The 11,984-nt window shown below is 71.1% G+C and carries 15 protein-coding genes; all 15 read right to left on the bottom strand.

Annotated features, from left to right (window positions below):
• Positions 1–236: hypothetical protein (locus BZZ08_RS08975; protein WP_133169183.1), on the bottom strand; the 236-nt coding region annotated here is incomplete at its 3' end.
• Positions 236–544: a hypothetical protein gene (locus BZZ08_RS08970; RefSeq protein ID WP_104631634.1), complete on the bottom strand. Its 309-nt coding sequence runs from the start codon at positions 542–544 to the stop codon at positions 236–238. The genes BZZ08_RS08975 and BZZ08_RS08970, both read right to left, overlap by 1 nt.
• Positions 545–633: 89 nt before the next feature.
• Positions 634–1,056: a hypothetical protein gene (locus BZZ08_RS08965; RefSeq protein WP_104631633.1), complete on the bottom strand. Its 423-nt coding sequence runs from the start codon at positions 1,054–1,056 to the stop codon at positions 634–636.
• A 37-nt stretch (positions 1,057–1,093) separates the two neighbouring features.
• Positions 1,094–1,420 (bottom strand): hypothetical protein, encoded by a 327-nt coding sequence (locus BZZ08_RS08960; protein WP_104631632.1) that lies wholly within the window; start codon positions 1,418–1,420, stop codon positions 1,094–1,096.
• A gap of 88 nt (positions 1,421–1,508) precedes the next feature.
• A complete protein-coding gene (locus tag BZZ08_RS08955) occupies positions 1,509–1,772 on the bottom strand; it encodes a hypothetical protein (RefSeq protein WP_104631631.1) in 264 nt (87 codons plus the stop codon).
• Positions 1,773–1,859: 87 nt separating this feature from the next.
• The gene (locus BZZ08_RS08950; RefSeq protein ID WP_104631630.1) at positions 1,860–2,258 is read right to left on the bottom strand and encodes a hypothetical protein; all 399 of its coding nucleotides are present in this window, start codon (positions 2,256–2,258) and stop codon (positions 1,860–1,862) included.
• Between the two features lie 90 nt (positions 2,259–2,348).
• Entirely contained in the window at positions 2,349–3,440 is a 1,092-nt protein-coding gene (locus BZZ08_RS08945) for a hypothetical protein (protein WP_104631629.1), read from the bottom strand.
• Positions 3,441–3,613: 173 nt separating this feature from the next.
• Positions 3,614–5,047 (bottom strand): hypothetical protein, encoded by a 1,434-nt coding sequence (locus BZZ08_RS39830; protein WP_104631628.1) that lies wholly within the window; start codon positions 5,045–5,047, stop codon positions 3,614–3,616.
• Between the two features lie 296 nt (positions 5,048–5,343).
• Positions 5,344–5,694, bottom strand: coding sequence for a hypothetical protein (locus tag BZZ08_RS08935; RefSeq protein WP_104631627.1), 351 nt, complete (start codon positions 5,692–5,694; stop codon positions 5,344–5,346).
• Positions 5,691–6,692 carry a hypothetical protein gene (locus BZZ08_RS08930; RefSeq protein ID WP_104631626.1) on the bottom strand — a complete coding sequence of 334 codons (1,002 nt, stop codon included), beginning with the start codon at positions 6,690–6,692 and terminating at the stop codon, positions 5,691–5,693. Before BZZ08_RS08930 ends, BZZ08_RS08935 begins: the two co-directional genes overlap by 4 nt.
• Positions 6,693–6,766: 74 nt before the next feature.
• Positions 6,767–7,138, bottom strand: coding sequence for an NAD(+)--rifampin ADP-ribosyltransferase (locus tag BZZ08_RS38805; RefSeq protein ID WP_104631625.1), 372 nt, complete (start codon positions 7,136–7,138; stop codon positions 6,767–6,769).
• A 25-nt stretch (positions 7,139–7,163) separates the two neighbouring features.
• Positions 7,164–7,472 (bottom strand): hypothetical protein, encoded by a 309-nt coding sequence (locus tag BZZ08_RS38800; RefSeq protein WP_104631624.1) that lies wholly within the window; start codon positions 7,470–7,472, stop codon positions 7,164–7,166.
• 69 nt (positions 7,473–7,541) lie between these two features.
• On the bottom strand, positions 7,542–8,375 hold the full coding sequence (locus BZZ08_RS38795; protein ID WP_157953330.1) for a hypothetical protein: 834 nt from the start codon (positions 8,373–8,375) through the stop codon (positions 7,542–7,544).
• A gap of 128 nt (positions 8,376–8,503) precedes the next feature.
• Positions 8,504–9,691 (bottom strand): hypothetical protein, encoded by a 1,188-nt coding sequence (locus tag BZZ08_RS08910; RefSeq protein WP_104631623.1) that lies wholly within the window; start codon positions 9,689–9,691, stop codon positions 8,504–8,506.
• 143 nt (positions 9,692–9,834) lie between these two features.
• The gene (locus BZZ08_RS08905) at positions 9,835–11,886 is read right to left on the bottom strand and encodes a hypothetical protein (protein ID WP_104631622.1); all 2,052 of its coding nucleotides are present in this window, start codon (positions 11,884–11,886) and stop codon (positions 9,835–9,837) included.
• Positions 11,887–11,984 lie beyond the last annotated feature (98 nt).

The raw sequence follows: 11,984 nt of genomic DNA, 5'->3' as shown, positions 1-11,984 counted from the left end.
TCCCAGTCAATGCGGGTGTCGGCGTACCAGCCGTCCACGATGCTCACGGTCATGTTGACCAGTTCGGTGGTGACGTCGTCGGCGGTGCGCGGGGCGTAGTCGGCGCGGTCGGCGGCGGCCGGGGTGTAGCGGGCGCCGGTGGGGGTCTCGAAGGGGGGCGGGATGTCGGCGGGGTCGATGGGGTTGCCGTAGCCGGGCGAGTCGCCGAGGGGGCGGTACGGGCTGGTGTTGGTCATCAGGGGCGCTCCTGGGGTCGGTGGGCGAGGCGGCGCGCGGCTGCGCGCTGCTCCTCGTTCCAGCGGCGGGTGATGAACTCGGGGGCGGGGCGGCCGTTGCGCAGTGCGCGCAGCACGGTCGTGGTGTCGGCGTGGCCGCGTTCGTACCGTTCCAGTGCGCCGCGCCAGTCGGCGAGGATCTGAGCAGCGCCGCGCGGGGTGAGTCCGCCCCGGCTGGAGTCGGCCAACTGTCGGGCCGCCTCCTCGGGGGACAGCTCCTCGGCGTCCACGGCGCGGCCGTAGAACTCAATGTCGTTGATCAGGGCCATGGTGGGCGCTCCGTGGTCGTGTGGCGGGCTGGCGGGGTCGGGGAGCGCCCGGCGGTCGGCGGGATGCCGCCGGGCGTTCCTGGGGGCTGTCAGGGGGTCGGGATGGTGTGCTGGGGGAGGCGGGCGACGTACTGACGTCCGGCGCTGCGCAGGTTGTTGGCGACCGGCGTCACGGGGACGTCGGCGCCGCAGCCGGGACAGGTGACGTGCTCGCCCTCGGTGTACGGGCCGGGGTCGGGCTTGTCGTCGTCGGGGGCGAAGAGGAGGTTGGTTCCCTCGTGCCATCGGTCCACGGTGCCGCCGCTCTTGGGGCACGGCTTGGCGGCGGGGGCGGTGCTGATCATGTATCCCTCCATGGCCCACTGCTGAGCGGCGGCCATGATCGTTTCCTCGGCGTCGGTGAGGTTGAGGGTGCGGTCGTGGACGTCGGCAAGGGTGGCGGCGACGACGGTGCGCAGGCGCTCGCGGGATGCGGCGCGGGCGTCGGTCTCGGTGGTGGTCGGCGTGCTCATGGCGGGCGCTCCAGTGGTCGTGTGGCGGGCGGTCGGGTCAGGCGTTGTCGCGCCACTCGTGCACGGTGGTGACGTGCACGGGGCGGTCGGTGTGGCCAAGCCACGCGGCGGCGGCGCGTGCTGCTTGGTCGGGGGTGGCGCGGAGGACCGTGTGACTGTCGGCGGGGTCGTAGTCGTTGACCGCGTCGAGGGTGGCGCGGCGGGTGCCGCCGGTGATGTGCCACTGGGGTTCGCGGTCGTTGGAGGGGGCGCGGTCGGCGGGGGTGATGACGTTCATGAGCCCGGTGAGGCGGGTGCCGTCGCGGCGGGTCCAGACGATCTCCACGCGGACGGGCGCGGGGATGGTGTCGGCGGTGACGGTCACGGCGGGCTCCAGGGCGTCTAGGGCGGGCTGGCGGGCGGTCGGTGGGCGCCGGGGCCGGTGGGGTCGGCCCCGGCGCTCCTGGGGGCTGTCAGGCGTTGACGCGGAAGCGGGGGCGGCGCGGCGGGGTCACGTCGTCCCGCATGCCCTCGGCGCGCAGGGCGAGCATGTCGGCGGCGCGGTCGGAGCGGTCGGCGGCGGCGCGGATCTTGCCGGAGCGGTTGACGTCCTGGGCGGGGCTCATGCTGAGTTCAAACCGGAGGGCGGATGCGATGCTGCGGCGCTGGCTGATCAGGGCGGCGTCGGTGTGGTAGCGCATTTCCTCGGTCCATCCGTTCGGCTGGAACATGCTCATGGGGCGCTCCCTGGGGTGTGTGCGGGCTGGCGGGTGGTGGGTGGCGCCGCGCCCCTCCGTCGGCGTGGGAGGGGCGCAGCGGGGCTGTCAGGCGGTGTGGCGGGTGAGGTGGCGGCGGGCGGCGGTGATCATGTCGGGGATGGTGGCGGGGTCGTGGTCTCCGGCCTGCCAGTCGAGGAGCCACTGTCCGGGGGTGAGGCGGTAGTCGTCGGTCAGGTCGGGGTCGGTCTCGGCGGGGGTGGGGAGGCGGAAGACGTCGACCGCGTACGCGTAGTGCTCGCCGGGCTGGCGGCTGGCGACGATCAGGGTGGTGTCGGTGGCGTGGACGTCGGTGATTTCGGCGTGGGGGGTGCCGATGAGGGTAAGGGCGGTGCGGGCGGCGGCGTGGGCGCGGTTGCGGGCTTCGATGTCGTACAGCTCCTGGGCGCAGCCGGGGCAGGTGCGCATGAAGCGTCCGGCGGTGGGGTGGCGGCGGCAGGTCATCATGCGGGGCGCTCCAGGGGGTCTGGGTGGGTGTGTGGCGGGTTGTGGGGGCCCGGCCGGGGTGACGGTCCGGCCGGGCCCGTGTGGGGCTGCCTAGCGGCGGGTGAGGCGGTGCGCGCCGGTCTGCTCGATGGTGACGGGGCCGGTGTATCCGGCGTGGCGGGCGCAGTCGGCGGCCAGGGCGTCCAGGCCCCAGGTGCGGGCGACGCGGCGGGCGGGGCCCGCGTCGGCGGTGGGGTCGTGGGCGACGTGGTCGGCGAGGGCGCCCCGGGCGGGCGTGGCGTGCTCAATGTGGGTGACCTTGTAGGTGGCGCCGTTGGGGAAGGTCATCGTGCCGTTGTGGTGGCCCGCTACCGTCTCGGACCACTCGACGTGGGCGACGACGGGGGCGGTGATGGTGCGGGGGGTGTGGGTGTCGTCGTCGGCGGGCTCCTCGGTCTCCTGGGCGGCCGTGGCGGGCTGCTGGGGGGCCTGCTGCGCCTGGTGGGCGGTGAGGGCGGCGCGGAGTTCGCGGCGGGCGGTGGTGGCGCGCTGCTTGACGGTGTGGGCGGCGTCAAGGTCGCGCTGCGCGGCGGCGGTCTGGTCGGCGCCTGCGGTTTCGTCGTTGGCGTCGTCGTAGGCGGCGTCGGCAAGGGTCTCGGCGTACTCAGTGATCGTTTTCAGGATGTCGGGGTTGCTGGTGATGATCTTGGCGGACCGGCCCTGGGCGGTCTTGCGGGTGGCGGCTGCTTCGTAGGCGAGGCGCAGCGCCTTGCAGTCGGGGTCGGCGTCGTCGTGCCCGAGGGCGAGGCTGGTGCCGTCGAACCAGGCGCAGAAGGGGGCGGGGAGGGTGATGGACACGGTGGGCGTGGTGTCGGGCACGGGGGTCTCTTCCTGGGCGGCGGGGGCGGGGGTGCGGCGGATGTCGGCCATGGCGCAGTAGGCGTAGTCGTCGGGCAGGTAGCTGTAGTCGGCGCAGGTGGCCGTGTAGGTGAGGGTGTAGCGGCCGTCGAGGGCGGTTGCGATCTTGCGGTATGCGTCGAGGTCGCGGTCGTTGTCGCCGTAGTTGAGGGTGATGACCGGGCCGGTGCCCTCGTCGATGACGTCCCAGCCGTGGGCGGCGCTGCGGTGCTGCTTGCCGAGGATGCGGCCGATCATGCGGGATACGTCGCTCTTGCGGAGGGGGCGGCGGGTGGTGGTGGTCATCGTGGGCTCCTCGGTGCGTTCTCGGCGGGGCAGGGCCCCAGCCTAATGCATATGGATATGCATGGGGGCGGGAAGGGCCCAAACAAATCAAGTCGACGGAATCCGCAGCCACAGGGGCGCACCACAACGAAATCCGTGGCACGCCCCCTACGGGCAGACAACTAAATCCGCACCTACACCCACGCCGGGCGCAGCACCCGCACCCCACCCCCACGCCCCACCAGACGAATACCGCCACGCCCGTCCGTCTCCACACGGCGACCAAACCCACACACGAAAGCCGCCACGGCCGCCCGCACCTCCTCCACGCCCGCCACGTACCCCGTCGGCCCCGGCTCCACGTCGTCCCACACCGTAGTGAGCGTCTCCGCATACCCCCGGGCGCCACCGCCCACCAGCGCCCACGCAACAGCCTGCCCGTCCGCCTCACTACGGTCCGGCGTCCCCGCCGTGTGCAGCGCCCACACGCCCCCCTCAGCGCCCTCCCGGCACTCCTGCGACTCCACGGCCACCGACGACGCTCCCGGGCGCTCCACGGCCCCCTGGGACGCCTCCCGCTGCTGCCGCGCGTCGTACATACGGAAGAACTGTCCCGCACGCCACAACGCCTCCGCCGGACCGTTGCCGTTCGCCACGTCCTCACGCGTGATCCCGCCGTACTGCTGCCCCTCACCCTCCACGACCGCCGGGGCGCTCACGGACTCCTGCTGCGCCCCCACGGCCGGAAGCGCCACCCGCTCACCCGTCCACCCGTCCACAACCGCCAGACCATGCACACGGATGCACGCACGGCACGCGTTCACCTGAGTACCCGACCCCTCCCGCACCGCCGTGAACGTCTCCACCGGCGCACAGCAGTCGTACGAGCACCCACCACACGCGTGCACATCGCACTGCGCCACGCTCGGACGCCCCTCGCGCTGCTGCGCCTCAGCCGCGTTCACGGAGACAAGGGCGCGCGGCACCGCAGCACCGTAGCCGTCACGAAAGATCCCGTCCCAACCCTCGTACCATCGCACGCCGTTCCGATCGGTGATGATCTCCCGCTCACGCCTGCCCGCCTCCACCTCACGGTTCAGCGCGTCCAACTCCGCAACGATGCGCCCCACACCGACCGCCGGGCGCTCCTCGGTCGGCTGCGCCTCCACGGCCGCCGGGGTCGGCTCCACCCACGCCCCGTCATCGATCAGCGACGCGTACGACGACATGACCACCTGGTACCAGCGTTCCGTGTACCGCCCGAACCCTTCCTCACGGGCGGTCTCGTCCGCGTTGTCCCCAGCGCTCATGTAGGCACCGTGGGAACGGTCGGCGTGACGGAACTGACGCTCAGCGTCCAGAAACATCACGTCGTGCGCGGTCTCGTGCACGGTGCCGTCCAGCTTGGCCAGGTACGCCCGGCCCGCGTCCGTGATCACGCAGTACGTCAGCGCATGGACGCTACGCCCCAGCTCGCTCCCGTGCTTCCAGTCGGCCAGCCCACGGCCCACCAGACCCTCGTGAGTGCGCTTGTCGGCGCTCACCTCCACGATGCCGTCCTCGTTGTCCAGGGCGGTACGCAGCGCTTCGACCTGGCGGGGGGTCGGCTTGCGCTTGATCTCGATCATTCGGTGCTCCTCGTTGCTGCTGTCGTTCTTGGCGGGTACTCCCGCGACCCTAATGCATATCGATATGCATTGGAAGCCGAACGGCCAAGATCCTTCCCCCGGCCCCCGCCACACCCCCGCCGCTGCGCCCCGTCGGCCGCCCCCTCGTGCACGCACGCGAGGCAGCGCAGGCCCGGCCCGCATTCGCACCCGTCTCCAGGGTGGTGGACTCACCCGATATCTGTACCAACCACTACATAAAGGCAGGGGCGGGATCGCTGTCCTGCCCCTGCCTCCACTGCTCTGCTGCCCCTGGGTTATCCCACCGTGAGACCCGCCATGCGCACGGCCCGTTCCTGATGCTTCCTGATCTCCTCAGGACTCCAGGCCACCATCCCCGTCACCCTCACGTCCCTCACGCGCACGATGCACCCGGCGACCCCGTAGCCGCTCACGTACTCCGCCTCATCCTGGGTGCAGAACACGAGCCGCTCCCTGTCCGGGCCGGTGCGCTGCTGAGTCTCGTAGAGCAGCTCTCCGAGGATGTCTGCGAACGGGGAGCGCTGGCCCCCTGGCGGCTCCGGCGGCGCCATACGCTTCAGCCATCCGTCCACGCGGTACGTGTGCCCCTCGTGTTCGAAGGTGGCCCCCGCGTCTGGAGCGCTCATCCCTCGTGCACCGTCTTCCCGTTCACGCTGAACTCCACCGGCATCGTGTCGTCCTCGACGGTCTCCACGCTCACGATCAGCTTCCCGGCGTCGCGGTAGGTGTACACGTGCGCCGTGCCAATCTCCACGGCCGGGCGAGTGTTCTCGTCGTGGGGATCCTGCGGGAGGAAGCGCGCGTTGAGGTTGGCGCGGGTCTCGTCGTCGGCCCCCTCGGGCGCGTGGTCGCCGTAGCCGTCCCACGGGGCGGGCAGGCACTCGATACCCCCGTCGGTCAGGATGCGGTCCATGAGATTCCACGCGGCGGCGAACGTGCTCCCCTCGGGCAGCTCCCCCACGTGGGCGCGGAGCACCTCCAAGAGGTCGTCGGTCCCCATTTCGCCCAGGGGCGTGGCGTCGTCGGCGGGCGCGAGCATGGACACCACCTCATCCGTGGTCATGAGACGTTCGGAGACCTGCTCGCGGTACCGGCCGGGCGCGGGGGCCTGGCGGTCGGTGTACGCGTCCCACACGGCGGGCGTGGTGGCGTCGGTCCGGTAGACAACCGTCCACCCCGGCGTGACGACGTGATCCACACTGGTCAGGGGGTTCAGTCCGGCGGCGGCCAGTGCCCGGTACAGAGCAGTCATGGCGCTGTCGCGCATGTGGCGCTGCTTGTTGCCGGGCGTGGCGTCCACGTCGTGGCGCTCGATGATCTCCTGCAAGTCGATACCGCAAATCGCGTGAGCGATGTCGAAGTCGCCGATCGCGTCGGTGTAGTCGGGGTCCGTCTGGTGGAGTCCGATGAACTCGTTCCCAGAGATGGAGATCCCCCGGGGGAGCGCCTCATCGATGGCAGTGCGGTAGTCGGCGGCGATCCGGTCGAACGCGCCCGACTCCTCCATGCGCTCCAGCCAATCGCGCGGGCCGCCGGACACGGCGTCGGCGATGCTGGCTTCCACGCTCACGTTGTCTCGGTCACCGTGGTTGACCCACGAGCCGTAGCCGGTAGTGATGTTCATGGTCTGTGTCTCCTCGGCGGGATGATGATGCGGTGTGGTGGTGACTGGTCTAGCGGACGGGTCTGACAGCGGGCCTACTGCCAGTCGGCGGGGGCAAGCCGCCTCACGACAGTGAGCGGGTGAACGCTCTTGTACTCCTCGCCGCTGTAGCCGATGGTGAAGTCCCCCGTGGGCTCCACGACGTACACGTGGCCGCCGCTCTGTCTGGCGTAGGCGGCGGCGACGTCCAAGCGCGTGGTGAAGTGGACGTAGCGGCTCCTGGGCCCCTCGTCGCCCCACGGGTTGGTGCGGCGCCCGGCGGTGAGTTGTGCGCCCTCACGGAGCCGTCGGCCGCCCCCGTGGTACAGCGGGCCCTCGACCGTGAACGTCTTCTCCACGTACCCGCCGTTCTCCCCGTAGGTCTGGGCGGTGAAGGTGTAGCTCTTGGGCTTGTCTGCGGTGCTCACTGCTGCTCCTCGGCGGGGTCGGCGGTCAGAGGGCGATGGTGGCGCGGATGCGGTCGACGAGCGGTCCCGCCCAGTCGGGGGTGTCGTCGGCGGAGAGGACGAAGAGCACGTCTCGCGTGCGGCGGCCGACGGTGCCGTCCGCCTTCCTGGCGGCGCCGGTGATGCTGATGCTGTTGGCGAGCCACTTGCCGCCGCTGTACGTGAACCGGCACTCATACCGGGTGGCGACGTACGTGCCCCCGGCGCCGAACGTGATGGTGAACTCCGGGCGCTCCCCCGTAATGGCACCCCGGGCGAGATAGGTAATCAGGTCGTTGTCGGGGGTGATGTCCATGGGGGCGCTCCTGGGCGGTCGGCGGGGGCGCCGGGCGGATGTGGTGGCCCGGCGCCCCGTGGGGGTTGGCTAGAACGTGGTGGCGGCGGTGAACACCCGGGCGCGCTGCTCCTCGGTCCAGTCGCCCGTGAGGCGCACGGTGGTGTGCGTCTCCTTGGCGTTGTTGTGCGGGTCGGTGTAGGTGCCGGACAGCCACTCGTGTTCGCGCGCCGTGTCTCCGATGGGGCTGGAAGACACCTCGGTCGCGTCGGTCTTGGAGCGGATGTAGTCGGCGGCCCAGGCGACCGGGTCCCCGTCGTGCGCCTCCAGGTCGTCCGCGTCGGCGGCGATCTCCTCGGTGCTGGGCTCCTCCAGCTCTCGCACGTCCCCGTCCAGCGACAGGCAATCGCCCGTGCAGTCGTGGTCGTCCTCGGCCGCGTAGGCGCACTCCTCGGCTTCGGTGCTCACCACGCGCGTGGTGACCTCGATGGTGTAGGTGGGTTCCTCGGCGGCGTGCAGTCCGATGCGGTCGTTGAGCCTGCCCGGTCCCAGGGTGCGGCCGTAGCTGCGGACGCGGAAGGTGCCGTACTCGTACGCGTCGGCGTTCGTGTCGTTGGCGTTCAGGAAGGCACGGACGCGGGGGAGGTTGGCGCGGGCGTCGTCGTCGGTGAGGTACGGGCCCAGGGCGTTCGCCATGCGGGTGCCGTCGTTCACGGTCACGTAGTGCTCGGGGTTGCTGTCGGCGGCCGGGGCGGGGCGCTGGGCGGCGGCGAACGTCGCGGAAGAGTGGGAGGCGCTTTCCTGGTCGGTCATGATCTTGTCCTTCTGGGGGTTCTGGCCAGACTGAACGGCGGCGAACCGGGCGGAGACGGCCGCCGCGTTGTCCGGGGTGTCAGCGGGCAGGCGCATCGTGGTGTTCGTCATCGTGTGCTCCTGTGGTCGTTCTCGGCGGGTACGGGGACCAAGCTAATGCATATCGATATGCATTGTCTAGCGGGTGTCAGGAATCCGTCCCACGGCGCCCGGCGGGCGGGCCGGGCGCAGGGACAAGGTCAGTCGGCGGGCACCGCCGTCTTCCACCCCTCCACGATGCGCACCCGGCGGCCGTACTTACTGCGCAGCATGTCGCGCAGCGATTCGAGACCCGTGCCGTACCCGATCGCGGCGGCGCCGTTCACGGCGTAGTCGTAGGTCCACCGCCACGCCGGACCACGCCGGGCGACTTCCGGGTACAGCTTGTGCCGGGTGATCAGGACGGCAGGCGTGCCGTCGGCGGCCGGGCCGGGGGGCGGCGGGCACTCACCCTTGGGGTGCCGGGCGGCCCACGTGCCCTCGACGCGGATGCGCTCCCCCTTCTCCGCCTCGACCAGGACTCCGCAGAGCGCGCACTCTCCCGCGTACTTGTTCGGCATGGCCGGGCGCTCCTCGCGCTGCGGCGCCTTCGGGGCGGGCGCGGGTGCCTCCTTCGGCTCCTGGCGCTCCTGGGGGCACTCACCCGGCTTGTGCTGAACCTTCCACTGAGTGTCCCCCTCCGGCTTGAACCGCTCACCCTCACCGGTGGGCACGAGGGTCTCGCAGAGCCAGCACTGCCCGGGGTACAGGTTGGCAGGCAGGGGCTTGCGCGCCTTGCTCTTGGGCTTGCGCGGCGCGGGCGGCACCGGGGGCTCCTCGCCGTCCAGCCACGCGCCCTTGAAACGGCGGGCGATTGCGCGGCGTGCCTCCTCGCGGGCGGCCTGTGCTTCGGGACCGCCAACGGTGAGTGCGAGGGTGGTGTAGATGGTGTGGAAAGCGCCCTTGTTCCAGTAGGCGGGGTGGTCGGACGACTCCGCCGTCCACGACTTCCCGTCCTCGAACGCGATCTCGGCGCGCACACACGGCACGTCGACATACCTGTCGTTCTCGACGCCTCGCCCGGTGTACTCGGTCACCTCCACCGTGGCCACCGTGCGCCATGCCGCCTTGTAGTCCCACGGCTTGTTGCCCGCCACGCCGCCGTGCGCCTGGGACATGATGCGCATACCGGGCTTGACGTCGCGGACGGCCACGGTCGCGGCCGAGTCGGCGAGCGCCTTTTCGTACGCCTCGAACGCGGTCTTCCCCCGGCGGGAAAGGCGCACCTTCTTGCCGGAGCATCCCCAGCACACGTGACCGTCACGCTGGTTGTAGGAGTACCGCCCGGTGCCGTTGCAACGGCCGCAGGGCTCCTCCTCGAAATGGATCTTTACGGTGGTGTCGGTCATGGTGTGCTCCTCGTGCTGTCGTCCTCGGCGGGACCGCCAGACTAATGCATATGGATGTGCATTGAAAGTCGTCCGGGGAAGGATCTTCGGAGGACGAGCGCCCGGGGGCGGGCCGACGACTCCCGCCCCCGGGCGCTCCCGCTCTATGCCGCCAGGGACACCGTCACCGTCTCGTCGTCGTGGCGCAGCACCAGGGACTCATCGGTACGGGTGTAGCGGGCGCCCGCCCGCATCAGGCACGCCACCATGCCCACCACGAACGCCCGCTCTTCCGTGGTCACGTTGTCGTCCATCCCGCGCACCACCCGCACCGTGAGTCGGTCACGGTGAGGCGTGACGTCCTCGGCAAGCGCCCCGGCGGCATGCTCGGACACGTCCAGGATGCTCGCGGACGCGGGCGCGTCGGCGGGCGTGGCCGGGTCCTCGACGGCGGCCGGGGCGCCCGTGGCGGCGGCGTACGCGGCCCGCTCCTCCTCGGTCGGCTCCTCGGGCACGTCACCCTCGTACGGCTCCCACAGCAGCACCACGGGCGCGGACGGGTCACCGACGGCGACACCCGACGCGATGGCCTGACGCAGCGCACGGGGACCGTAGTTCGAAAGGGTGTCGTCGTAGTGCTCGCGGCACTCCACCAGACCCGGCGCCTTGCGCTTGCCGCAGTAGCGCTCGCTGTACGCGCCCATGCCGTACTGGGTCTGATGGCCGCAGACCTGACCGCCGCGCCACGGCTCGCGGGACAGCTCCACCACATCGGCGCCGGTGCGGATCACCGCACCGGCGGTGACGACGGGCTGAATCGTGTGATCGCCCTGGAAGCACCGCACCCGCAACTCGCCGCGCCCCCAGGTGTGCGGCGCTCCGGCGTCCAGCCACAGGGCGAGCGCCTCGCGCGCCTCACCACGGAGCACGGTGCGCGTGGACGGCTCACCGCTGAAGCGGTCCGGCGACGTGAGCGCGTAGGCGGTTGCGCCCTCGAACGTGACGTCGCTCAGCAGGCCATCGGCGCGCTCTCGGGCGTGGTCGCGCTCCGCCGTCGGCGTGCACTTGAGCGAGTCGAACCCGACCAGGGTGGCCCGCTGGTCGCAGCGCGAGCAGGTGAAGGCGTACGCGGTGCCGCCCTCGATGCTCTCGCCCGTGTTCGTGATGCGGTGCGCACCCGACGGCATGCCCTTGTCGGCGGCCGGGGCCGTGGCGGCGTCCACGGCCGCGCTCCACTTCTTTGCCAGCGCGCCGAGCTGGGCGTGCCCCGCCTCCATAAGTGCACGGTGCCCGTCGGCGGCCGGGGACTCCTCGTACAGGGAGCACGTCTGGGCGTGGTGGGGGTTGGCCATGCTGGCGGCCGTGTCCGGGATGGCCTCGCCGCACTCGTCGCACTCGTTACCGGCGGCCGGGGGCTCCTCGGCGGCCGGGCGCTGCGGAAGGAACCAGACCGGGCACGGCTTGCCCGCGTCGTTGTAGCTGTGATGGATCTTTCCGGCGCCGTTGACTTGGATCACGCCGTTGTCCCACACGGTGACGTCGTTGCCACGCTTCCGGGCGCGGGCGATCGCGTCGCGGACGGAAGCGCGGTTGTCGTCGCACACCCGCAGCGCCCAACCAATCCCGTACGCCCCCGTCATACGGGTGTACATGACCGGCTCCAGCTCGATCGGCGAGACGTCGGCGGGCGCGTGCATGCGGCTGTACGCCTCGGTGTGAGTGGGCAGATCATCGGTAGCACCGTCGGTGAAGTCGACACGCACCACGCAGTTCGGGCCATTCCTAACGTTCGTCTTCTCTACGGTCTTCCATGAGCCGTCGGCCTGCCGGATCTGCCATCCCGGCGCGATGTGCTCCACGGGGCGGAAACGCTCGCCGTCGTCGGTGATCAGGGTGGCCGCGTGAGCCTCCGCCGCCTTAACCCGGTCGACGACAGCCGGGGACTCCTCGGCCGTCTCGCCGTTCATCTCGCGGACCAGGGCGACGGCGTCGGCGGTGAGGTAGGTGCGGGTGACGGTGCGCACGGGCTTGCGCGTCTCGTAATCGCGGACGGTGACGACCTCCCCCAGTTCGGCCATGCCGCGCGACTTCAGCGCCTCGACGGTGCGGGGGTTGGCCGAACCGGGGGCGACCTCGAACCGGCCCTCGGCGTCGGCGCCGGTCTCGTAGGCCGTGCGGATGGTGCGGATCATCGGCTCACTGAGCTTCTTGCCCATGGTGGCGCTCCTTGTGGTGGGTGTCCTTGGCGGGAACGACACCAACGTAATGCATATCGATGTGCATAGGAAGCGATTCGCTGAAGATCTTTTCCGGG

It is taken from the genome of Streptomyces sp. MH60 (assembly GCF_002939385.1).
Lineage (GTDB): Bacteria > Actinomycetota > Actinomycetes > Streptomycetales > Streptomycetaceae > Streptomyces.
The sequence above is the reverse complement of the archived record's forward strand: the minus strand, read 5'-3'. Positions and strand labels throughout refer to the sequence as shown.

Bases quoted from the DNA above. Each gene is read 5' to 3' on its own strand.
- BZZ08_RS39830 (WP_104631628.1), bottom strand. From the start codon at position 5,047: ATGATCGAGATCAAGCGCAAGCCGACCCCCCGCCAGGTCGAAGCGCTG.
- BZZ08_RS08930 (WP_104631626.1), bottom strand. From the start codon at position 6,692: ATGAACATCACTACCGGCTACGGCTCGTGGGTCAACCACGGTGACCGA.
- BZZ08_RS08970 (WP_104631634.1), bottom strand. From the start codon at position 544: ATGGCCCTGATCAACGACATTGAGTTCTACGGCCGCGCCGTGGACGCC.
- BZZ08_RS08905 (WP_104631622.1), bottom strand. From the start codon at position 11,886: ATGGGCAAGAAGCTCAGTGAGCCGATGATCCGCACCATCCGCACGGCC.
- BZZ08_RS38795 (WP_157953330.1), bottom strand. From the start codon at position 8,375: ATGACGAACACCACGATGCGCCTGCCCGCTGACACCCCGGACAACGCG.
- BZZ08_RS38800 (WP_104631624.1), bottom strand. From the start codon at position 7,472: ATGGACATCACCCCCGACAACGACCTGATTACCTATCTCGCCCGGGGT.
- BZZ08_RS08950 (WP_104631630.1), bottom strand. From the start codon at position 2,258: ATGATGACCTGCCGCCGCCACCCCACCGCCGGACGCTTCATGCGCACC.
- BZZ08_RS08955 (WP_104631631.1), bottom strand. From the start codon at position 1,772: ATGAGCATGTTCCAGCCGAACGGATGGACCGAGGAAATGCGCTACCAC.
- BZZ08_RS08935 (WP_104631627.1), bottom strand. From the start codon at position 5,694: ATGAGCGCTCCAGACGCGGGGGCCACCTTCGAACACGAGGGGCACACG.
- BZZ08_RS08965 (WP_104631633.1), bottom strand. From the start codon at position 1,056: ATGAGCACGCCGACCACCACCGAGACCGACGCCCGCGCCGCATCCCGC.
- BZZ08_RS08910 (WP_104631623.1), bottom strand. From the start codon at position 9,691: ATGACCGACACCACCGTAAAGATCCATTTCGAGGAGGAGCCCTGCGGC.
- BZZ08_RS08945 (WP_104631629.1), bottom strand. From the start codon at position 3,440: ATGACCACCACCACCCGCCGCCCCCTCCGCAAGAGCGACGTATCCCGC.